General features: G+C 27.8%; 21 protein-coding genes. All 21 read right to left on the bottom strand.

Translation table 11 applies throughout. From position 1 onward, the window contains the following. Positions 1-107 precede the first annotated feature (107 nt). The 21 genes from OW730_RS09505 to OW730_RS09405 all read right to left on the bottom strand — a co-directional run bounded on the left by OW730_RS09505 (position 108) and on the right by OW730_RS09405 (position 23,576). Positions 108-2,135 carry a hypothetical protein gene (locus OW730_RS09505; RefSeq protein WP_271228789.1) on the bottom strand — a complete coding sequence of 676 codons (2,028 nt, stop codon included), beginning with the start codon at positions 2,133-2,135 and terminating at the stop codon, positions 108-110. A gap of 87 nt (positions 2,136-2,222) precedes the next feature. Next, the gene (locus OW730_RS09500; protein ID WP_271228788.1) at positions 2,223-3,794 is read right to left on the bottom strand and encodes a lipopolysaccharide biosynthesis protein; all 1,572 of its coding nucleotides are present in this window, start codon (positions 3,792-3,794) and stop codon (positions 2,223-2,225) included. A 69-nt stretch (positions 3,795-3,863) separates the two neighbouring features. After that, positions 3,864-4,421 (bottom strand): acyltransferase, encoded by a 558-nt coding sequence (locus OW730_RS09495; RefSeq protein ID WP_271228787.1) that lies wholly within the window; start codon positions 4,419-4,421, stop codon positions 3,864-3,866. Between the two features lie 6 nt (positions 4,422-4,427). Then, a complete protein-coding gene (locus tag OW730_RS09490; protein ID WP_271228786.1) occupies positions 4,428-5,615 on the bottom strand; it encodes a glycoside hydrolase family 88 protein in 1,188 nt (395 codons plus the stop codon). A 17-nt stretch (positions 5,616-5,632) separates the two neighbouring features. Next, positions 5,633-6,814 (bottom strand): glycosyltransferase, encoded by a 1,182-nt coding sequence (locus OW730_RS09485; RefSeq protein WP_271228785.1) that lies wholly within the window; start codon positions 6,812-6,814, stop codon positions 5,633-5,635. A 9-nt stretch (positions 6,815-6,823) separates the two neighbouring features. Then, the gene (locus OW730_RS09480) at positions 6,824-8,017 is read right to left on the bottom strand and encodes a glycosyltransferase (protein WP_271228784.1); all 1,194 of its coding nucleotides are present in this window, start codon (positions 8,015-8,017) and stop codon (positions 6,824-6,826) included. A 13-nt stretch (positions 8,018-8,030) separates the two neighbouring features. Then, complete coding sequence (locus OW730_RS09475) at positions 8,031-9,194, bottom strand: polysaccharide pyruvyl transferase family protein (RefSeq protein WP_271228783.1); 1,164 nt, start codon at positions 9,192-9,194, stop codon at positions 8,031-8,033. A gap of 17 nt (positions 9,195-9,211) precedes the next feature. Beyond that, positions 9,212-10,240, bottom strand: a complete 1,029-nt coding sequence (locus tag OW730_RS09470; RefSeq protein ID WP_271228782.1) for a glycosyltransferase — start codon at positions 10,238-10,240, stop codon at positions 9,212-9,214. 22 nt (positions 10,241-10,262) lie between these two features. After that, positions 10,263-10,865, bottom strand: a complete 603-nt coding sequence (locus OW730_RS09465; protein ID WP_271228781.1) for an acyltransferase — start codon at positions 10,863-10,865, stop codon at positions 10,263-10,265. 70 nt (positions 10,866-10,935) lie between these two features. Further along, on the bottom strand, positions 10,936-12,144 hold the full coding sequence (locus tag OW730_RS09460) for a glycosyltransferase (RefSeq protein ID WP_271228780.1): 1,209 nt from the start codon (positions 12,142-12,144) through the stop codon (positions 10,936-10,938). A gap of 47 nt (positions 12,145-12,191) precedes the next feature. Next, the gene (locus tag OW730_RS09455; RefSeq protein ID WP_271228779.1) at positions 12,192-12,971 is read right to left on the bottom strand and encodes a glycosyltransferase family 32 protein; all 780 of its coding nucleotides are present in this window, start codon (positions 12,969-12,971) and stop codon (positions 12,192-12,194) included. 14 nt (positions 12,972-12,985) lie between these two features. After that, entirely contained in the window at positions 12,986-14,035 is a 1,050-nt protein-coding gene (locus OW730_RS09450) for an EpsG family protein (protein WP_271228778.1), read from the bottom strand. Between the two features lie 15 nt (positions 14,036-14,050). Further along, positions 14,051-14,932 (bottom strand): glycosyltransferase family 2 protein, encoded by an 882-nt coding sequence (locus OW730_RS09445; protein ID WP_271228777.1) that lies wholly within the window; start codon positions 14,930-14,932, stop codon positions 14,051-14,053. A gap of 10 nt (positions 14,933-14,942) precedes the next feature. After that, positions 14,943-16,046, bottom strand: coding sequence for a glycosyltransferase family 1 protein (locus tag OW730_RS09440; RefSeq protein ID WP_271228776.1), 1,104 nt, complete (start codon positions 16,044-16,046; stop codon positions 14,943-14,945). Between the two features lie 21 nt (positions 16,047-16,067). Beyond that, complete coding sequence (locus OW730_RS09435; RefSeq protein ID WP_271228775.1) at positions 16,068-17,207, bottom strand: glycosyltransferase family 4 protein; 1,140 nt, start codon at positions 17,205-17,207, stop codon at positions 16,068-16,070. Between the two features lie 28 nt (positions 17,208-17,235). Beyond that, entirely contained in the window at positions 17,236-17,874 is a 639-nt protein-coding gene (locus tag OW730_RS09430; protein ID WP_271228774.1) for an acetyltransferase, read from the bottom strand. Positions 17,875-17,891: 17 nt separating this feature from the next. Continuing rightward, positions 17,892-18,491, bottom strand: a complete 600-nt coding sequence (locus tag OW730_RS09425) for a sugar transferase (RefSeq protein ID WP_271228773.1) — start codon at positions 18,489-18,491, stop codon at positions 17,892-17,894. A 39-nt stretch (positions 18,492-18,530) separates the two neighbouring features. Beyond that, positions 18,531-19,679 (bottom strand): DegT/DnrJ/EryC1/StrS family aminotransferase, encoded by a 1,149-nt coding sequence (locus OW730_RS09420; RefSeq protein WP_271228772.1) that lies wholly within the window; start codon positions 19,677-19,679, stop codon positions 18,531-18,533. Between the two features lie 38 nt (positions 19,680-19,717). Further along, positions 19,718-21,577 carry a polysaccharide biosynthesis protein gene (locus tag OW730_RS09415; RefSeq protein ID WP_271228771.1) on the bottom strand — a complete coding sequence of 620 codons (1,860 nt, stop codon included), beginning with the start codon at positions 21,575-21,577 and terminating at the stop codon, positions 19,718-19,720. 64 nt (positions 21,578-21,641) lie between these two features. Beyond that, positions 21,642-22,622: an LCP family protein gene (locus OW730_RS09410; protein WP_271228770.1), complete on the bottom strand. Its 981-nt coding sequence runs from the start codon at positions 22,620-22,622 to the stop codon at positions 21,642-21,644. A 270-nt stretch (positions 22,623-22,892) separates the two neighbouring features. Continuing rightward, a complete protein-coding gene (locus tag OW730_RS09405) occupies positions 22,893-23,576 on the bottom strand; it encodes a CpsD/CapB family tyrosine-protein kinase (RefSeq protein WP_271228769.1) in 684 nt (227 codons plus the stop codon). Between the last annotated feature and the right edge of the window lie 103 nt (positions 23,577-23,679).

Below are 23,679 nucleotides of genomic sequence, written 5' to 3'. Positions count from 1 at the left end.
AATTTACTAATAAAGATACTTAGACAAACGCTAAGCATCTTTATTAGCTATTGACTATAATAAATTTAATTTTTTGTTGATATCATTATATATTTTTTAAAATTCAACTAATTAATTATAAAGTATTGATTATTAATATATTTAGGGTTTAACATCTGAGGACCAGATATGGTATTATCTTTATCTGTAAAATTAATTATACCTTGATTAATATCTCTTCCATCCAATATATAAGGATATTTATCTTGAATTAACTCATTGTTTTCTAACACTATATTTCCATTTGGTATGGAATAAGTTGTATCATAAATATCTATGATAGGTTTATTTGATTTATTATTTATTTTATTGTTAAATAATCTTAACAATTTTGTTTTACCTGCTGATAATGAGATTAATGAAATATCTAACTCTGTCAATACTTCACAGTTTTCTAAAATTACTTCTGCTTCTGAACCCCAAGTATTAAATAAAATTTTACTACTTATAAAATTACAATTATTAAAATTTATTATATCTGTATTAATATAAGTGTTAAAAATTAATTGATTTAATTCACAAGATTCGAAATAATGATTGTTTTGCAAATTCCACTTTTCCCCACTTATCTTGCAACCAACAAATTTCAGGTTACTAGCCTCTGCTTCTTTTACTTGAATGGTGCTATTTTCAAAAATAATTTTCTTGATAAAAGGCTTAATATTTTCTACATTTATAGTACACTCTTTTAATCTTAATCCTTCAGTACCAGTTACTGAAGAATCAATGATAGTTTCATTAAATGCAGTATAATCTAGCAACTTCGGAGATGTTAAATTATACCTCACTGTCCCATTGTTATAGTGATTACTATTGATTTTACAGTCATTATCTGCTAATTGATAGGTGATACTACTTCCATTAAATTTATTACCTTTAAAATGATAATTTGTGGTTCTAGGCCAAATATATACTACTTTAGTAAATTCATTTGCCTCAAAAATCAAATTATCACCAGCACAAACTACTAAATCGTTATTATTGTCTACGAATTTATTGTTTTTAAAGATTACATCTTGCATTAACTCCCAACCATCTTCAAAATCCACTGCATAACTAGGAGCATTACCTCCATTACCTTCAAATATATTATTTTCTATAGTCCAATGTTGTCCTCCACAAAATCCTAAACCTAAGCTTCTATTCTCTTTTATTAAACAATCATGGAAATTCACATTTACAGGTGGTTTAAGATTTGTGACAAATGCATAATATCCAAGGGTACTTACAATATTAGCTTGTGGGTATACACAATGAACATATTTAGCCCCTTGAGGGATATCCACTTTCCTGAATTGGAGACATTCTTTTTTTTGTATAAAATTCATAGTTTCATCATAAAAATAGGAAGTATATTCTTTATTCTTTAAATATGGATATCCTTGATACCCTAAGGTGTATCCTAATTCAAATTGATTGCCACACATACTTATATCGTACGCTTCTTTAGTTCTGCAACTTTCATTATTTTCAATCATTTTACCATCATCTGATATTGCTCCTGAAACTATATCCTTAGTATATAACCAGTGATATAAATTCGCACCAACACCACTTTCAGTATATACGCCATATCCAGTAACATTGGTTATTGAAATATTATCAACTTCAAGATTTATGCCTCCTTTAAAAACAAGTCCATGCCCCCACTCATGAGGTGTTTTTATTGTTTCATAATCATGAGTATCTTTATCCCCTCTTATGACACCATTTGTTAATCGAATATTTTCAGCTCCATCTTTGATTTCAATTATTGAGTACTTTTCTAACCCATTTGTATTAATTTGAAAGGTAGATCCATTTAAATCTATAATTACATTCTTTAAGTCAATAACTATTGGATCTAATTCACTAATCAGATAGTTACCCATAGGAAATATTATTTTTTCATATCCTTTATTCTTAGCATATTGCAGCGCTTCATTTATTCCTTTTGATGTTTCAACAGGAGCAGTTCCATCATTTTTAATTCCAAATTTATCGAGTTCCACTATATATTCAGATTCTGGAAAATAGATTATTAAACCATCTGGTGCAATTGCTACCTTTGCATTATTTATTATATTAAAATTATCAATAATATCAGAAATTTTCAAGATTATTCCTCCATAAAATATTACTAAAATTAATATTAAAATTATTTTCTTCAATTTATTATATTCTCACCTCTGATGTTTTGATAATTATTTTAAATTTTTTGTTGTAATATAGCTTTTAATATTATTAAGCCGTTTTCCAAGATTAAATCTTTTTAATATTATATTTTGAGCAATTCCCATTAAATATTCAAACTCATCTGTTTTATGAAAAATTAATATGAAAATAATATTTGGAGTTAATAATGATGTAAAACCTATCATTATTAATTTTAAAAATCCATTAACTGAAATAAAAGAACATAAAATACTTGTAATGAAACATGTACTTATTGTTACAATTGCATAATAACCATATTTAATAAAATAATTAACTACAGATTTTTTAAATATTTTTTTATATACCAGCAGTGGTGTAATCCAAAATGGAACTGCTATTGCACTAATTAATGTACCAATGAAAACACCTGTAATTCCTAAAAATTGAACCAATGTAATAGATATACTAAGATTAATAACTGCTCTAACTAAAGAAGCATATCTATCTTCATAGAAGATACCTGCAGTAGTTTTAACCATAGAAATTGAATTTCTCATACCTCTTTCATAAAATATAAGTAATAATATAATTAATACGCTTTTACTCATTATAAAATCAGAACCTAACCACAAGGTAATTAGAGGATCAATAATGTTATATAAAAATATTCCAAAGAGCGAATATAGCCAAAAATTCATAAACATAACTGTTTTAAATATATTATAAACTTTATCCTTACTTTCTTTAGCTACTAAATTCCCTATACTGTGATAAATATTATTAGGTACTTGATTTATAAAAGTCCTACAAATATTAATTAACATATTATAATTTGAATATAATCCAACTGCAGTAATACCTACGAAAGAAGATATTATTATATTGTCGGTTCCAAAAACAAAATATCCTCCTATATTATGTACTACTATAGCTTTAACATTTTTAATTATATTTCTTTTAGTTTCACTATCTAACTTACTTGATACTTTATTTTTTAAGAATGGGTATAACTTATTAATAATTTTTGATAAGCTAATTCCTGTTATTATATTGATACAAACTTCAATTATTAAATATAAAATATAATTTTTAGTAAAATATAATATTCCAATCTTTAAACATGTAGTAATAATTGATGTTACTGAATACACAGCAGTGACAATATAATTTTTTTGGCAAACATTCAAAAAAGAAATTTTATGTGAAAAAAAATACGGTGATATTGTATTAATTAAAAATAAAATAAAAATCAAATTAATATTTTCAACATTTGAGTCTTTAATAAAATATTTAAGAAATGGAATTATAGCTAATCCAAAAAATAATATAATTAAACTAATTATTCTATACGCATTTTTATATAACTTTATAAGAACATTAATTTTTTCCTCATTTTTTTCTGCTACAGGCTTATAGAGACTATATATAATACTTGAGCCTATTCCCGACTCTGCCAAAGCTAACATAGCTAATATATTAGTAAATAAACCATTTACCCCTAAATACGCAATACCTAAACTACTAATAAACACAGATCTTGATATAAAACTTAATAGTGTTATAATAATTTGGTTTACTATCCCTGCTGTTATATTAATTAATGAATTTTTTACTCTCATTTTATCTCCTTTTTAAGACATGTATAAAAATCTCTTAATGAAATTTAATATAAAGTTACACATATATTCTTATTGAATAAATCCTACCTGGCTTATAAGTTTTTCATACATTTTCTTCTTATTTTCAATTGATATATTTCCTCGTATGGTGTGGTTATTATCATATATGTCACAATTTTCTAATAATTTTTTATTCTTTTCTACATACTCCTCTATTGTAGAAACAACTTTTGCTGGTATGCCTGCTGCCACAGTGTTGGGTGGTACATTTTTTGTAACAATCGCTCCTGCTGCTACTATGGAGTTTTCTCCTATAGTAACTCCTGGCATAATCAAAGCCCTTGCCCCAATAAACACGTTATCTTCTATTGTAATACTTCCTATCTTTGTATAGTTAATTAACTTTTTGGTGCTAGCATCATGGGCTAATAGATATGCTTGTGGTGCTATAGTTACATTATTGCCTATATTAATCATCCAACAATGGGAATAGTCAAATATTACTCCTGGGTGAATAGAGCAATTACTACCAACTTTCATACCCATATTTATATAATCATCTAACCATTTTTCTTCTAAAATAAACTTTCTTAGTCTAGCTTTAATATAGCTAATTATTTTTATCATTTTAGTTTACACTTCCTTATAATTTTCAAATAGATTTATACATCTAATACAAAAACCCTGAGTAAATGGTAGTATGTTAAATAAACTAGAGTATACACCAATATCTTTTGTATCGCCCTGTGAAAAATCAACAGCACCATTTTTTCGTGTTACCCTCATTAAATACTTCATTGCTTTGTCAGCACTAACTAAACTTTTTTTTGATATACTTTCAATTTTTGATGCATTTAGCATAAACCACCCTAAAATAGCTGTAGTTGAAGAATCCGCTCTACATTCACTTCTAGTAACAGTCCAGTTCCAACTCCCATTATCTTGTTGAAAACTAATCACTGCATCAGCAAATTTTGTTACACTTTTCTCAAAAATTTGTTTATATTTATGATTTACTGTTAATTCATTCCATCCATCTATAATCCCAATGGCAAACCATCCTATACCTCTTCCCCAACCGTATACTCCTAAGGGTATTTTATCTTCTAACTTATAGGCATGACATGGTATATGATGTCTATCTAAGAATCCATGTTTCTCATATTCCTCTATTTGTTTTACTGCTAATTCTAGACATTCATCTTTATTATATTTAGTTCCATAAAGAACTAAAAAAGGACAAATAAATCCTATAGTATCAACATATCTGTAACTTTTCATGTGATTTCTATATTGTACTGTATCATCTTCACCTATATGTTTTTTAATTATTTCCCAAATATAATCTAAAGCTTTTTTATATTTATCTATCTCTAAAAACTCTAATTTCATAACAGCATAAGCTAGCATAGCTCCATCAATATATTGGGGTTTATCCTTCCATTGACCATACTCATCAAATTTCGAATTTAAGAATTTTATAATTTGATTTTTCATATCTTTATCTTCATTGTATTTTAAGTATTCTGATATACCCAAAACTAATGATGCCTCTTGCCAATGCTGTATAGCACTTCTAGTATAATTTCCTCTTAACATGTCTAATACGACTAATCTAGTATTATCCGTTAATTTAACCTTAGGAGTATTATTTAACCACTTAACTCCTATTGTAGTTATTGATTTATTCCACTCATTTTTGTCTTTATATCTACCTATGTGTATTCTCAATATCCAGTCTTTGCATATTGGAACTATATCTATAAGAATTATTACTACTATAAGTGAAAAAATCACCAAGCTTATTACTTGACCCCCCATATATTTCCCCCTTGCTCTTAACCAATTAGTTTATATAATTTTTCTATTTCTGACTCAGTTCCTAACTTTTCTTTTGATAAATTATCTTTAAATTTATTTATTAGTTCATTATTATCAATCAACTTTTTAATACCTTCTGCTATTGATTTAGAATTCATATCAACAATTAACCCATTTTGTCCATTTATAATTTGATCCTTAGCTGTTCTGAAATTTGTTACTACTATAGGCTTATGAAGTATTTTAGCTTCATCAATAGCTATTGACTTTCCTTCAAATCTAGATGGTTGTACATATATATCAGCTTCTCTTATATATGGATAAGGATTTTCCTTAATTCCCATGAGTAAAATCCTTTCTTTGAGGTTACTTTCTTTTATTAAATTTTTTAACTTATCTCTATCCTCTCCATCTCCAATTAAATACCACTTTATTTTATATCCACTTTCAACTAATTTCTTACATGCCTCTATAGACATATCAAATCCCTTTTCATAACTCAACCTTCCCACAGAAACTATCTTAATTCCATCGTATTTAATATTACTCTCTTCAAAGGACATTTGATTTATCACATTTGGAGATACAATGTTATACATAACATTTATTTTATGGGTATACATGGAAAATCTTTTTTTTAAAACATTAGCACATTCTTGAGATACGGTTATAATATTATCTAATTTATCGAAGTACTTTTTATCAATCTTAGAATCCATTCCTAAATTGTCATAGTCACTATGTATAAATCCAATTTTCTTAGCAGCTTTAACCTTATCTACAGAGAAGTAAATTGGATTTTTTTCCAAATATCCTATTGCTGTATCATAATGCTTATTTATGTTTTGTAGTGATTTTGATATATGTTTCCATGCTCGTTGTTCAGCTTTAGCTGGATTTGGTTCACTTTTAAATATATATCCTGCAAATATTCTTGATAAAACCAAATTAATCCTACCTTTTTTTAAACAATCTATTATAGCTTTTTTGATTGACATATCAAAATACTTATAGTCAGTTGGTTCTTTTATCAATTTAACTTCTTTAGGAATTCTATTCAAGAATACTCCTTCATGTTTAAATAGAAATAAATCTACGTTATACTTAGAATAATCGATAGTTTGCAATAATGAAATTAATGATTTTTCAGCTCCACCACAGCTTAATTTATTTATTACAAACAGTATATTTTTTTTCATAATATTCACCTACTGAAAAAGTTTATAAAGCTTATTTATTTCTTCTTCTGTACCTAATTTTAATTGTGCTAAATTATTTGTTAATTTATTTCTTAAACTTATATCTTTTATTAGCTTTTCAATTCCATCTGCAATAGCATCTGGTTGCATATCTACAATTATTCCATCGACATCATCATTTATTTGGTCTTTTGCAGTACTATAATTAGTAACAACTATAGGCTTTTTTAGAATCTTTGCCTCATCTAGAGCTATAGATTTACCTTCAAATTTAGATGTTTGAGCATATATATCAGCTTGTTTTATAAACGGATAAGGATTCGCTTTCAAACCAAGTAATTTGAAATTATCTTCTAATTTATTAACCTTAATTAAATTAGTTAATTTTTCTCGTTCTTCTCCCTCACCTATAATATTCCATTTTATTTTATTTCCTCTTTCTTTTAAAATTTTACATGCCTCTATTGCCATTTCAAAACCTTTTTGATAATGTAATCTTCCAACTGAAATTATAACAATCTCATCTTTTCCCTTGTTATATACATCTCTATTATCTTGACTAGCCATTATATTTATCATAGTAGGTGATACAATATTATATACAACATCAATCTTTTCTTTTTCGCTTGGAAACTTTTCTTTAAGAATATTTGCACATTCTTCAGATACCGTAACTATATTATTCAATTTTTTAAAGTACTTAATATCAAAATCTGGATTCATGCCTAATTTATCATAATCTATGTGAATCCATCCTATTTTTTTAGTTGCATTTACTTTATCTACACAAAAGTAAACAGATGTTTTTTCTAAAAATCCTATGGCTGCATCGTATGTCTTATTAATTTCTTCCAAAGATTTTTTTAAATGTTTCCAGTTATATTGTTCTCTTAAAGATATATTTTTTTTATTTCTATTTTTTAGAGCAAACATCAGTCTATTATACGCTAGCGAAATATTGCCTTTTAATAAAAACTTCATAATAGATTTATTTAGAGGTAACGCAAATAATTTATATGATTCTGGTAGAGATAAAACTTGTACGTGTTCAGGTATAAATTCCACAAAAATTCCATCATGTTTTAAAAAGAAAAGATCTACATTATATAAATTATAATCCACTTGATTTAATAAGTTTACTAAACTCTTTTCTGCTCCACCTGCACATAAGCTTGGTATAACAAATAATAAATTCTTCTTCATAATTAATCACATCCTATTTATTAACTGACTTACTTAAATATTCAACTGCTTTATAAGACATCTCTTTTATTTCAGGTATTGATTTTTGAAGTATTTCTTTTAATTCCACTTCTTCATTTATTAATTCATCAAACTTAGTTTTTAACTTATTACTGTCTGATATTTCCGTTATATCTAAGACTAATTTTTCTTCACCAAATAAATCTTTAGCAATACCTTTAGACTTTACACTATAACCTAATACCATAGTTGGAACACAGCTTGAATAAGCAGCAATAGTAGCATGAGTCCTTGCTCCTATAAAAAATCTCATTCTAGCTATATATCCTTTATATTCCATAGCGTTTAATTTATCAGACAGTATTATTACTCTTCCTGAATCCTTAAACTCTTTATAGTATTTATAAAGTAGCTCATAATCATTATTTCCTTCATTCATAACATGTGGAGTAAGTGCTATAGTCATATTTGTCGTATTTAAAATATGTTTTATAAGTTCTCGTACTGCCCCTTCTGATTCCTCATTTCTCTTCAATACGAGGGGACTAAAATTAAGACCTATTGTATTTCCTTCTTGCCATCCATCTGGTAATTGCAGTTCTTGTTTCTCTAACACAAAAGCAGAATCAGCACATAATCTCACATTAGTAAGTCCTTTATTTTTTAATGTATTATATGTAATAGTTTCACGAGCTAAAATTAAATCAAATAATTTTAAGTCTTCAAGCTTTCTTTCTGACATATCATCTTCACCTATTGAACATCCCCATAAAACTAACTTTTTTCCTTGGGCTTTTATTCTATTATTAACTTCATACCAACCTGGTTGTTCTCCATAACAATAATTATCTCCACCTATAGATAAGCAAACATCTGCTTCTTTTAAGTGGTTTATTACATTCTTATGAATTCTACCTAATGCATAAGATTCATCATTAAAAAACTTTACTTTAACTGCTGATACTAACCAGTCATATGAATATTTTTTTATATCACAATTAGCTCCATTATATATCCCATCTAGTTTCGTGATTATTTTGTCCGTATCAGGTTGTCCAGATACTAAGTATACTTTAGCTCCATCAATATTTTCTTTAATTATATTTGTTGAAGAACGTACTATTGCCTCACATCCTCTATTATGACTTCCATCATGAAAATACATCATAATATCCATACTAAACTCCTCCAATATTATTGATTTCTTAATCTACTATATGTAGTCGCACATAATAATCCCATAGTAGATTTTATTTTAATCATATTAATTATGAATTTTTCATATGCTCCTAAATTTCTATATACCTCGTTAAAATAAATAGGTAATGCTTCTCTAACATATTTGTTACATATCATATTGCTTATGTATTGATATCTTTTAAAGAAACTTAACTCCTTACATGGTGTAAAATAAACATGAACATAATCCATAACACTTTTTATAAGCTTTATTGACTTTAGTTGCTGTATTTTGCTATATTTAATTTGTTCTATGTAATTATCAGGTAATTCGGTCAAGTATACTTCCAAAGATCTTTTAAAATAATCCTTTTCTGCTATGTTTCTAGTAGCACTTCCTATTACCGCTCTATAGTTATATCCACTATAATCTATATATTTCATGATCTTGGCTTTAGAAAAGAAACACATATTAAACATTCCATCTTCACCTAATGGGACCTTTTGTGGAAACTTAATGTTATTTTCTTTTATTATTTTACTTTTATACACCTTATTACAAACAGTGTTTAAGTTATCTTCTCTCAAAAAGTATGTTAGTATTTCTTGTTCTATAAACTCATCATTTAAAACAATATTTATAGGAAATGGATATTTTGTAATTACCTTTTGTTGATGAATTTCACTTTTAAAGTTTGATATAACTACATCACAATCACTTTCTTTTGCAGCTTGATATAATACCTCATACATATTTCCATCTATATAATCATCAGCATCAACAAATCCAATATATTCACCAGTAGCAAAGTGGATACCTGTATTCCTTGCCATACTCACGCCTTGATTTTCTTGATTAATAAGTTTTATTCTATTATCGAGTTTTATATACTCTTCAATTACTTCTCTACTTTTATCCTCTGACCCATCGTTAATAAATATAAACTCACATTCTTTAAGTGTCTGACATAAAAGTGATTCTATACATTGTTGAATATACTGTTCTGCATTATAAACAGGTACTATAACACTTATTTTTACCACAAAATCACCACGCTTCTTTTACTTAATATTGAAATATCTCATTATTTTTTTTATTATAAAAAACTGAATTTTCAGGTATTTCCCCCTTTACAACACTACCTGCTGCTATTACTGCATTATCTCCAATTCTAGTATTTCTTAATATGACAGTATTTGAACCAATCCAAACATTTTTTCCAATAATAACTTCACCTATATTGAGTCTATTCGAACCATTTTTTTTGTAATTATGATCATGATCATAAATACAAACATTCTGCCCGATTTTTGTTAAGTTCCCAATAGATATCTTTCTTACACAATTAATATTGCAATTATCATTAATAAATACTTTTTCTCCAATGCTTAAATTACATTGAAAATCCACCCTTATAGTTGCATTTTTTCTTATATAAACATATTTATCAATATTTATTTTTGATTTTTTATTAAAAATATCAAATCTACTTCTTTTTCCAAGGAAAAATGCTGCACCTGTAATATTTCTAAAATATATACTCTTATAGAAAAAAGCTCTAAAAAGTGCTAAGAAATTTGAAAAATACATAATAAAAAAATAGTACAACCCTCTTTCTTTACATTCTTTATATAAATCTTTAATAATTTTATTCAATTTTCCTATCATTAAAATAAGGCGCCTCCTATACAATTCAAGAAATTTTTACTTATGATATTATTTTAGATACAAGCAAGTATTAACTAATATAACGATTCTCAATTACTCCATATAATTTTTCTAACTCATAATTATTTGCGAAATTAAAATTACTTGTATTATATTTAAGACTTTCTAGTAGCTCTTTATTATTAATTAACTCTTTAACTCCATTAACTATGCCATCAACTCCCATTTCTGTAATAATTCCATCAAATCCATCTTTTACCTGACTCTTTGCTGTATTATAATTAGTAATCACTACAGGTTTTCCTAATATTTGCGCCTCAGTTACAGTAACAGCCTTTCCCTCATACCTTGATGGTTGGACATAAATATCACAAGCTTTCACATATGGATATGGATTTATTTTTTTACCTAATAAAATAAATTTATCCTTAAGGTTTAAATTATTAATTAGTTCCTTAAGATTTTTTTCTTCACTTCCATAACCCACAACATACCATTTAATGTTATATCCCTGATTAATTAATTTTCTGCATGCTTTTACTGCATCATCGATACCTTTTGCTAAAGATAATCTTGCTACTGTAATTAAGTTAATACAGTTATCCTTATCTATTAGTTCACCACATGATTCTTCAGCCATTTTTTTAATAAAACTAGTTGAAGATATATTCTCAATAACTAATGTCCTTTCCTTAAACTGAGGGTATTTTTTCAAAAATGAAGAAACACAACTTTCTGAAACTCCAACAATCAAATCAAAATCTTCCCACATTTTTGAATCAATCTTATTATCAATTTCAAGTTTTGAATAATCTGTGTGTATCCACGCTATTTTTTTTCTTGCATTCACTTTCTCTTTAACAAAATAATGTGGCCATAAATAACTTATAGCTACATCATATTCTTTTTTTAAGGAAGGCAGTGCTGGTAACGCATATTTCCAACCTAATTGCATAGATACCAACCCCAATTCTTCAAATCTTTTACAACTAGAAATTACTCTTCCAACATATTTAGCTATAATCCTTGAGAATGCAATCCTATAATGTCCATTCTTAATAATTTCAAATATTGACTTCCTAAATGTTGAATACTCAGGTATTTCTTTCAGCAAATTATGTCCATTAGGAAGCATAGTCATAAAATCACCTTGATGTCTATATAACATTAAATCTACATCGTATTTATCATAGTCAAAATTCTCCAGCAGACTAATAAGACTCCGTTCAACTCCACCAACTTCCATGTCAAAAGATGAAATCAAAATTTTCTTTTTCATAATTCCTCCTAGAATAAAGCTTCTAATCTACCATAAAATTAGAGATATTAATTGTTACATTTTTTACTTCTCTTAAATATACTTATAAAACAATTAAAACATTTCCTAATTTTATGTATTCTTTTACCTCCAATTAATTGAGCTAGAACCCCTTTCACTTTACTTCTTAAACGTATATGAAATGGTAACCATGATTGTGCAAAATGATGTATTGCATAACTATTATTTGTAATAAAATTTTCTCCATTTATATAATCATATGGTGAAAAATATGTCCTTGGATAAAAAACAGCTCCATTTCTTAATGTCTGCATTTCCCCATTTAATTTCAATCCATGCTTTTTGCAAATATTTGTTATAACATAAACATTAGTAGTCATATCCGATTTTCCATCTGAAACAATAAAAGTTCTATCATTGTAATAATCTAAAAACTCTTTTATTAATGAATGACCTTTTACAGCTGCAATAATACTTGTTGCTATATATTTTTGATCTTCAAATCCCCAGAATGAATCATGTACTAAAAATTGATCAAAGGATTTTAAAACTTCTACATCTGTATCTAAATATATCCCACCAAACTTCTTAATAGCATAAAGTCTTACATAGTCACTAACGAATGCATATTTTTTGGCTTCATAAGCTTCTTTAACATATTTAACAGAATTAATATCAAAATTATCTTCATTCCACTCTATAAATGTGTAACCTTTAAGGTTTTTTTTCCAAGAGGCAATGCATTTTTTTACTAAAGAAGGTTTCTCTTTTTGTCCAAACCAACAATAATGAATAATCCTTGGAATTTTCTCAATATTTCTTTCCACTTGATTCACTCCTTCTAAATACTAATAAAATAACTTCTATAATGAATGTTTAATGTAATAACATGTTCGTAATAGAAAAATATAAAATATAATACAATACAAAAATAATAAAGCAACCTTTTTTCTTCTTTTTTAAAACAATTTTTAATAATATATGGTATTAATATAAAAGCATATAACTGCGTATAATATACAAATCTTGCGAATATCCAGTTATACAGAGAGAAGGTCATTATTATCAAATTTAATAATGCCATATTTACAAACACATTACTTTTAGGCCACTTATCTTTTAACTCTTCTCTTTTTATATAAGATAATACAACTGGAACTGCAGCTATCATTACTCTTAGAATATTAACTCCACCTTCATCGAATTCACTATATGCTCCATATTTTGTATTTTCTAATAACCCAAAAACACTATTCATAAGTGGTTGAAAGAATGGCATTACTATTACACATAATATAAGTATTTTTTTCATCTTTGGTGACCATGCTTCAAGCCTTACAAGAAAATATACAGGTATCATAATTAAAGCTGATGAATGAAATCTAGACACTGTAATCACTATAATCGAATAGATAACAAATTTCCCTTCAATAATAAATTTTGTTGATACAAATAATACTGAAGCCACTAATGATTGTCTTATTCCATTCATTGCAGCAATATAATATCCTGAGGTAATATACAAATAAGTTGCCAACTCAAAACATTTAGAATATGCTCTCATAGTTAATATATTTAAGGAATGAGTTATTAACGATGTAATAAAAATTAATAATTGTGGATCATCAGAAAGACTTTTTAAAAACAATATAAATCTAATAAACCCACTCTCATAAGCCCCTGAATATATACTTGATTCATCTGCAATCTTAAATAAGTGACTATACATCTCTGTATCACCTATGTTAGTTCTAAGTCCTGCAACTATTACTAATATAGCAATAACAAATACAGTATATAATAAGTCCATTACTTTGAATCTACTACTATATATCCTTGCTAAATATGCTATTATTGTCACTAAAATCAATGTTATATAGAAAATTTTCACAATTTTTCTCCTTACTTATACTTTTGTATTTATAAGAATATATCTATTTAATAAAAATCCAAATGGTATTGCTATAATTGTAAGTATCTTACAAGGACTTTCTTCTATAAATTTTTTATTTCTTATTAATATTGAAGATGATACATAATGAATAGCTTGTCTAAACTTAAATTTCAAACTCACAAATGGTAATTTCATAAGTTCTTTTCTATAGAATGCAAATCCTTTAGGATTTGTACGATACTGCCTCAACATATTCATGGATGAACCATCTGGTAAATATTCAACACAACAAACTACTTTATTCATTAGTAACATTTCATAATCCTTATCAAGCATATAGTATTTATATGCTAATCCCACATATCTTTCATTATTAAATACTGGATAAGGGTACTGTTTAGTTAATTCAGTACGATAAATAAGCTTCTTATCTCCTGTCACTCCATGTTTATAATATAAATCAAAAAGTGTTGAACTTATAAGGTTCTTAGGAAGCATAGTTCCAATTACATTTCCATTAGTGTTTGAATTTAGTCCAATAAATCCACTCACCTTATCACTTCCATACTTCTGCCAAAAATTAATAATTTTCTCTACTCCATCATCTGGCATATAATCATCAGAATCAATACATGTGTTTAATTCAGTCTCTATAAGTTCGTACGCTGTATTGTGAGCACCATGCATCCCTTGATTCTGCTGCCGGTGATATCTTATTGTTACCTTTTTTTCAGAAATCCACTTATCTACTAACTCTTTTGTATTATCAGTTGAACCATCATCTATAATTAACCAAACAAAATCCTTACAACTCTGTCGTTCTAGACTCTCATAACAATTATGTAGACAGTATGCTCTATTATATGTTGGTGTAAATATTGTAAGTAATGCCATTAAATCACCTCTAAATATTAGAATAAAATCGCTGTAACCATATAGCTGTTTCTTGAATATCATATCCATTTTTTCTTAATTCATTAGTTGCATCTTTATTAATAATATTCAATGAAAGTAATTTTTCAGCCCATTTATTATTGCTTTCTGATAAACTTATAAACTCCATTAAACTTGCTCCTAAATCAACTTCTTTTGTTATAGTATCTGAAATCACACAATTTAGCCCTACAGCTTGTGCCTCAATTAAAGTAACTGGTAAACCTTCATGCAATGATGGTAGTAAAAAAATATCAAGGGCCTGTAATAACTCATTTACATCATCCCTAACTCCTAAAAACTTTACTGAATTTTCTAAATTTAATCTCCGTACTTTTTCTTCAATTGAACCTCTAAGAGCACCATCTCCTACTAGTAATAATAATGAGTCTGATTTTCTTTTATGAACCTCTTCAAATATATCTATTAAAAAAGTATGGTTTTTCTGATGATTAAATCTAGCAACATGTCCTAATACAAGAGTATCATCGCTTATCCCTAATTCTTCTCTTTTAAGATCTCTTATATTTCCATTAAACAAAAATTTCTCTATATCAATGCCATTCTTAATAACTTTAGCTCTATTACTATGATTTTTAAATAACCATTTTGCAGCAACATCTGAGCAAGCAAATAATTGATTTGAGTTCTTTATAATTCTATTGCTAATGTAAGATTTATATAATCTAGCCAAAGAATTACCTTCATTTCTAGTATTATGACTATGTGATATTCTTGATGGAATTTCAGCCTTTTTTGCAGCTTGTAAAACCAATCCACTCATGCTGTCCATATGTGCATGGACTATCTTATAATCAGAATGATTTTTAAAAAATTTATATAAAGCCTTTTTGTATCCAAAATGTCCAACATCAGTAATGTATGGTATCCTATGAATTTTCCCACCTAAAGATATAATTTCATCTTCAAATGCTCCTTTAACGTCTTTATGTACTAAAAAATCAAACTGCACTTTTGTACGATCTATATTTCTGTATAGATTCATTATTAATGTTTCTGCTCCACCACGATTCATATTCACTACTACATGTAATACTCTTATTGGCTTGTCCAAAGAATTCACCTCCTAAATAAATTAAATGTGGTTATTTATTATTTCATTCTTCAGTACTTTTGAGTATATTATTTCTAAATTCTTTAATATCTTTTTAATTCTATATCTTTCAAATTTTATTTTAGATTGATTTCCCATCTTAGTAATCTTTTCTTTATCTTTATATAATAACCTTATTTTGTTAACAGTTTCTTTTATATCACTGATATCTACTATATACCCATTAACATTATCTTCTACTAACTCTCTACATCCTCTATTGTCAGTAGCTATTATAGGCTTTCCACACATCATCGCTTCCATAATACTTCTCGGTAAGCCCTCTCTCTTAGAAAACAATCCTACAACATCAGATTCTTTTATAATACTTATTACATCATTTCTGAATCCTAGTAACATAATATTGCTTTCTAATCCATACTTGTTGATTTTTCTTTCTAAATATCTTCTTAATTTTCCCTCACCAACAAATAAAACTTTAATATCTTTATTTTCCTCTTTTAAAACTCTCATTGCTTTTATAACTTGGATATGATTTTTATTTTTATTTAGTTCAGCAACTACAGTTAGTACTAAATCATCTTTTTTAATACCTAACTCTTTTCTAACATAGGTATTGCTATGTTCAATTCTTATACCTTCTACTCCAACTCCATTTATCTTATGAACTTGTCCACCTTTTATTCCAAGCTTTACACCATTGTTATAATCTTCTTCATTAATAGTAATCAGAGCATCTGTCCACCTTGCTGCTATTATTTCCGCTGGATAATAAAGTAACCAATTAATAATAGGCGCTCCTTTACAAAAATGAAATCCATGAGCAGTATATACCATCTTTACATTAGGAAATTTAAGTTTTAATATCCTTGTATAAAAAGCTGCTACTGGTGTATGAACATGGATAATATCATACTGTTCATTTTGTTGAATTTCTTTTAACAGCTCTAGAGCCTTAAGGTTCTTAATTCTAAAAGGATTTCTTTGATAAGGTATTTCATATACTTTTACTCCTTTGTTGATTAATTCTTCATTTATAGGCTTGTCTATATTACATGCCACATCAACAATATTTCCTTTATCAATTAACATTTTTATATGAGGTATTAAAAAAGCATTTATAGTTCTACTTACAGTTGTAACATATAAAATTTTTTTCATATTTGTCACCATCTTTTTATCTATTTCTCTAATAGTTTTTTATAACTTTAGCAGGACATCCAACAGCAATACTATTATCTGGTATATCTTTTGTAACCACCGCCCCAGCACCTACTATACTTCCTCTCCCTATTTTCTTGTTTTGTAATATGGTTGACCCTGAACCTAATAAACATCCTTCTTCTATTATTACATTACCTGAAACATTAACATTCCAAAGTAATGAAACATAGTCTTTAATGATGGATTCATGTCCTATCCCGCATTTAGGACTTAATATAACATAATCTCCAACCTCTATATTGGATGTCATTACTACACCTGGATATATAATTACACCTTCACCTATATACGTTGTTTTTGAAAGGCATATAGATGGATGAATTATATTAGGAAATTTAATTTGATTATTTCTTAATTTATTAATAATTTGTTTTTTAACCTTATAATTAGCTATCGCACATATAGCATTAATATCTTTATACTCATGTAAAAGATCAATATTTCCTAAAACCTTATATCCATTTATCACAGTATTATGAAGGTCTTTGTTATCATCTAAAAATCCTAATAAATTCCAAGTAGGTTTATACTCATTTATCTGTTCAATAAGTAACGCTACTTCTTTTCCAACTCCTCCTGATCCAATAATCAATATATCTTTCATTTTATTTACCTCTTAATTTAATTAAATCCATTAAATCTTTCCATTGTTACATTATCCACCTGGTTTATTCCATGTTTTTTTAGTACCTTGTTTATTGTTATAAATATAATTTTAAAATCTAATAAGAAAGACCAGTTTTCAACATACCATACATCAAGTTTAAATTTCTTATCCCAACTAATTGAATTTCTTCCATTTATCTGAGCCCAACCTGTAATACCTGGCTTCACATCATGTCTTTTCATCTGTCTTTCATTATAAAGAGATAAGTAATCAACTAATAATGGTCTTGGACCTACTAAACTCATATCTCCTTTAATTACATTAATAAGCTCTGGTAATTCATCTAGGCTTGTATTTCTTAATCCTTTTCCAAATTTGGTTAATCTTTTCTCATCCGATAAAAGTTCTCCATTTTTATTTTTAGTATTTAACATTGTCCTATATTTTATCATGTTAAAGACTTTTCCATTTTTCCCCACTCTCTCTTGTACAAAGAAAATTGGTGATCCTAGTTTAAAATATACAAGTACACTTACTACTATAAAAACAGGAAATAAAAATATACTCGCTACTATACTTAGAACAATATCCACCATTCTTTTTATAATCTTCATCTATTTTTCACCCATAATCCAATAATATTTAAATAATTATTATTCATCTCTTGCACTTGCCACAAAACTCTCTACATTATAACTCTCCACAGCTTCTTTAATATTATTTACAACATAAACAATCATCTCATCACTCATATCATTAAAAAATGGTAATGCGATACTCCTATTTCCAATATCAGAAGCTATAGGATAATCACCTTCTTTAAATCCATATTTCTCTTTTATATACGGTTGTACATGTATTGGAGTAAAGTAAGGTTTACATCCTATTCCCTTATCTCTTAAGTAATTCATTACATAATCTCTGTCTATATTGTTATTAACTTGAATTACATAAACAAACCAACTCATATACGATACATCTGGATTTATATATGGAATTGTTATTCCATCTACGTCGTTTAATAGTTCATTATATCGCTTTGCTATTTCTTGTTTTTTTCTAATTATTTCATTAATTCTTTCCATCTGCACACAACCTAGTGCAGCACTCAACTCACTAAATCTAAAGTTATAACCTAATCTCTCATGATGAAGCCACTGACCAGTAATCGCTCTCCCTTGGCTTCTTAAACTTCTACACATATCAGCTAACTCGTCGTTATTTGTAACAATTATTCCACCCTCACCTGTTGTAATCTGCTTATTTGGATAGAAAGCATATACGCCTGCATCTGCTAAGCTTCCTGCTTTTATTCCTTTATATTCAGATCCTAATGCTTCACAACTATCCTCTATCAAGTAAAGTTTATATTTATCAGCTATTTTTCTCAGAGATACCATATCCATAGGTTGACCAAATACATCAACAGCTAAAATTGCTTTTGTCTTTTCTGTAATTTTTTCTTCTATTTTATTTATATCCATATTAAAACTTATAGGATCTATATCTACAAAAACAGGATTTGCCCCTTCCATAAGAAAACAGTTTGTTGAAGCAACAAAACTGAAAGGAGTTGTAATTACCTCATCACCCTCTCCAATATTTAATGCCTTTATTATTAAGTTTAGAGCGCTTGTTCCGCTATTAACTGCTATTCCATTCTTTACCCCTACGTATTTAGCAATTTTCTTTTCAAATTCAATAATTCTAGGTCCTATACTTAAAATCCCTGATTTAATAACTTCTACTACTGCTTCAATTTCTCTTTCAGTTATATCTGGTTTCGCTAATTGAACTTTCACCCTTACGCCCCCTTATTCTATATTTTATGTGTTCAATTTTAAATTGTTGCTGCAACTTCTGTGTTAGTCTTTCTAGAGTAAGTAGGAACTATCTCCTCAACAATTCCAACAATCCAACTAATATTATTCATATCCACAGCTCTATACAACTTACATAAGTTCTTTTCAATATTTGTAATATCAATTTCACTTGGCTTTCCTATAAAAATTTTATTGTTCGGTGTTGCGCCTAACCCCTCCTCATTCAACAAAAGTTCCTCATAAAGTTTCTCTCCAGGTCTTAAACCGGTTATTTTAATATTTACATCTTCATTAGGGGTATACCCAAAAAGCTTAATCAACTTTTCTGCAAACTCATATATTTTAACAGGTTCACCCATATCAAGAACAAAAATTTCTCCACCTTTAGCATAAGCACCTGCTTGAAGAACTAACTGAGCTGCCTCACTTATTGTCATAAAGAATCTAGTTATCTCTTTATGAGTTACTGTTACTGGACCTCCATTTTGTATCTGTTTAACAAATAATGGTATCACAGACCCATTACTTCCCAAAACATTTCCAAATCTCACTGCTACATACTGAGTTTTACTAACTTTATTTTTACCCTGAATGATTAACTCACAAATACGCTTTGTTGCACCCATAATATTAGTTGGATTTACAGCTTTATCTGTTGATATTAAGACAAATCTCTTTGTTCCATATTCATCTGCAGCATTTACTACATTATATGTTCCAAAGACATTGTTCTTAATTGCTTCTACAGGATTTCTCTCCATAAGAGGAACATGTTTATGAGCGGCTGCATGAAAAACAACATCTGGTTTCTTTTCCCTAAAAATCTCATATATTCTCTTCTTATCTCTTACTGAAGCAATTATTACATCTAACTTTAAATCCTTGTATACACCTGTTAACTCATTCTGAATATCATAAGCATTATTTTCATAAATATCTAAAATTATAAGTTCTTTAGGTTTAAATTTACTTATTTGCCTGCACAGTTCAGATCCAATTGAACCTCCACCGCCTGTTACAAGAACTTTTTTTCCTGTTATATAATCTTCAATCCCCTCATTTTCAAGTGCTACTTCATCTCGTCCTAACATGTCCTCAAATTTGATATCTCTAATATTATTTAATGTTACATCTCCATTTATAATCTCAATTAATCCAGGGACAATTTTCACCTTGCAACCAGTGAGAGTACATATATCAATAAGATCTGCTTTTTCTTTTTTAGGAATTGATGGGATGGCAATTAGTATTAATTCAACTTGTTTCTTATCAACCAATTCCTTTATCTTTTCTCTACCCCCATAAACCTTTAACCCATGAATATGCCTTCCTTGTTTTAGGTAATCATCATCAATAATACATACAGGCTTAAATAAACTATTCTTATTAGTCTTCATATCTTTAATCAATGCTACTCCGACTTCACCTGCTCCAATCACCATAGTCCTTAACTTTTTTTCACAAGTTTTGTTGGTAAGTATAACTATCCTCCTATATAATCTAAATGATATTCTTAATGAAAATACCATAAAAAATATAAACATATTAGCTATCATTAAAACACTGAAACTTATTTTTAACTTCCACAGGAAGTTAATAATTTCAACAATAAAAACACAACTTGCACATGCTCCTACTGCATACATAAACTCCTCAATACTAGCATGTTCCCATAAACTCTTATATAGTCTAAATATGGTAAATACCACAATATAAATACCAATTAAAATAGGAATATAACTCTTCATAGTATCAATCATATTTAAAGAATGTTTATAATCATATCTCACATAATTTGCTAGAACATATGAAACGTATACTATCAAACAATCCGCAAGGGCAAGTACTATGTTTCTGTTCTTTTTTAAATATCTCACATTGCTCCCCCTAACTCTTCTTAATTCTATCCCACAAAAATTCAAACAAAATCTATAATGTAGTTTATAATTCAATATCCCCAAAAATGAATTTGCTTAAAGTTTTAATATTCTCTATTGTGTTCATTTTTATAACCCAACCCTTTTCTTTATTCATAAGTATCCCTTCACTAAGTTCAGTGGTTGGTATTTGTAACTTATCCATCTCCATGCTTGAATTCCTGTAATACCAATATCCATAATCCAATATGTTAGTTAATTTCATATCTGTGTTTACACTCTTTATTATTCTTCCTAACAATTTAGGATATTTCATGAAAGAAAGATTCTTCATACCTTTTTGGAGGTTACTGATAACTTCTCTTTGTCTTTCTGTTCTCTCATAGCTGCCATTTCCAACTTTCCTGATTCTAGCATAAATCAGAGCCTCTTTTCCATTTAATTTATGTAATCCAACCTGTTCAATTTTTTCATTTGCCACTCTATTCACAAATGGAATTTCTTGCTCATCTAAATAAACCTCAACTCCACCAAGAATATCAACAATGTTCTCAAAATCCTGATAATCTACTATTATATAGTTATCTATCTTCACCTTAAATGTATTCTCAACAGTATTCCTTAAAAGTTTTATGCCACCATAAGCATAAGAATGATTAAGTTTCTCTTTTCCGTGTCCTTTAATATATACATATGTATCTCTCATTAATGAAGTTATCTTCATGTTATTTTTTTTTTGATCTAATGTAAGTATCATCATTGCATCTGATCTTCCATTTTTTCTGGACTCTCTGTTATCAACCCCCACTAAAAGTATATTTACAATTCCCTTCTCAGATCTTATCTTCATATCCTTAAGTTTCTTATTCTCTATTCTCTTTTGTTCCAACTTATCCATAAGTTCAATCTGCTTCATAAAATCCAATTCACTTTCCCATACATAATCACTGACTATGGGCCTAGCATATACCTTATTACTGATAAGTAATACAATAATTAACATGCTTATTACTATACATACACAATTTTTTTTCTGTTTATTCATATGAATACCTCGATTTTTGTTTGCTTTTACATTATATCATTTAATGTTTTATTTGTAAATATTTACCAATTACTATCGTATTCCATTACACGACATTTATTCCTATTTTTTAGTTATTAATATTAAAAAATGATTAAAAAAAAAGAGAAACTTTAAATATCTGTTTCTCTTATTAACTTCACCATTTAAGTTTTGACATTCAATATACTCAAATTATGAAATATCTTATCACTATTGACTATTATTACTTTCTGATATATTTTGAATTTTTCACATTTTCATATCTTCACTTTCACTCCCATAATATATCTGGTACCCTGAATATGCTTTTCCTGATTTTTTCTTCACTTTAGTAATAACTGCTCCAATAATATTCCCATTTACTTTCATGAGCTGCTCATGAGCTTTTTTTATACCCTGCTTTTCACTTTCACTGGATGCCGCTACAAGAATTGTCCCATCTACAAATGTAGATATTACTTGTGCATCTGTAACAGGCAATATTGGAGGACTATCTATAAGTATATAATCATATCTTAAACTTAATTCCTCAACTAACTTCTTCATAGCTTGTGATGCAACCATCTCAGCAGGATTTGGTGGTACAGTCCCACATGTCATCACATGTAGGTTTTCACTATACTCTTTTATTGCCTCCCCTATAGAAACTTTTCCTATAAGAACATCAGAAACCCCGTTAATATTTGTTACCTCAAAGGCTCTATGTACTGTTGGTTTCCTTAAATCTCCATCTACTACTATAACTTTATTATCAGCTTGTGCAAAAGCCAATGCAAGATTACTAATAGTTGTTGTTTTCCCTTCACCTGGATATGCACTTGTTACTAAAATACTCTTAATTTCTTTGTCTAAAGATGAAAATTGTATATTTGTTCTTAATGTTCTATATGCTTCTGCTCCAATTGACTTTGGATTATTCTCAACAATTAACATATGTTATCTCTCCTTATATCTAGTGTGCTTATTCTATACATCTATAATCCCCATGCTCTATAATAGTAAATTTTACCATATTTTTACATATATATCTACATAA

Origin of the sequence: Oceanirhabdus sp. W0125-5, from assembly GCF_027938815.1 — a bacterium.
Classification (GTDB): Bacteria; Bacillota; Clostridia; order Clostridiales; family Clostridiaceae; genus Oceanirhabdus.
The sequence above is the reverse complement of the archived record's forward strand: the minus strand, read 5'-3'. Positions and strand labels throughout refer to the sequence as shown.

Bases quoted from the DNA above. Each gene is read 5' to 3' on its own strand.
- OW730_RS09465 (WP_271228781.1), bottom strand. From the start codon at position 10,865: ATGATAGGAAAATTGAATAAAATTATTAAAGATTTATATAAAGAATGT.
- OW730_RS09425 (WP_271228773.1), bottom strand. From the start codon at position 18,491: ATGAAGATTATAAAAAGAATGGTGGATATTGTTCTAAGTATAGTAGCG.
- OW730_RS09460 (WP_271228780.1), bottom strand. From the start codon at position 12,144: ATGAAAAAGAAAATTTTGATTTCATCTTTTGACATGGAAGTTGGTGGA.
- OW730_RS09475 (WP_271228783.1), bottom strand. From the start codon at position 9,194: ATGGATATTATGATGTATTTTCATGATGGAAGTCATAATAGAGGATGT.
- OW730_RS09430 (WP_271228774.1), bottom strand. From the start codon at position 17,874: ATGAAAGATATATTGATTATTGGATCAGGAGGAGTTGGAAAAGAAGTA.
- OW730_RS09495 (WP_271228787.1), bottom strand. From the start codon at position 4,421: ATGATAAAAATAATTAGCTATATTAAAGCTAGACTAAGAAAGTTTATT.
- OW730_RS09405 (WP_271228769.1), bottom strand. From the start codon at position 23,576: ATGTTAATTGTTGAGAATAATCCAAAGTCAATTGGAGCAGAAGCATAT.
- OW730_RS09445 (WP_271228777.1), bottom strand. From the start codon at position 14,932: ATGGCATTACTTACAATATTTACACCAACATATAATAGAGCATACTGT.
- OW730_RS09490 (WP_271228786.1), bottom strand. From the start codon at position 5,615: ATGGGGGGTCAAGTAATAAGCTTGGTGATTTTTTCACTTATAGTAGTA.
- OW730_RS09485 (WP_271228785.1), bottom strand. From the start codon at position 6,814: ATGAAAAAAAATATACTGTTTGTAATAAATAAATTAAGCTGTGGTGGA.
- OW730_RS09500 (WP_271228788.1), bottom strand. From the start codon at position 3,794: ATGAGAGTAAAAAATTCATTAATTAATATAACAGCAGGGATAGTAAAC.
- OW730_RS09410 (WP_271228770.1), bottom strand. From the start codon at position 22,622: ATGAATAAACAGAAAAAAAATTGTGTATGTATAGTAATAAGCATGTTA.
- OW730_RS09480 (WP_271228784.1), bottom strand. From the start codon at position 8,017: ATGAAGAAGAATTTATTATTTGTTATACCAAGCTTATGTGCAGGTGGA.
- OW730_RS09435 (WP_271228775.1), bottom strand. From the start codon at position 17,207: ATGAAAAAAATTTTATATGTTACAACTGTAAGTAGAACTATAAATGCT.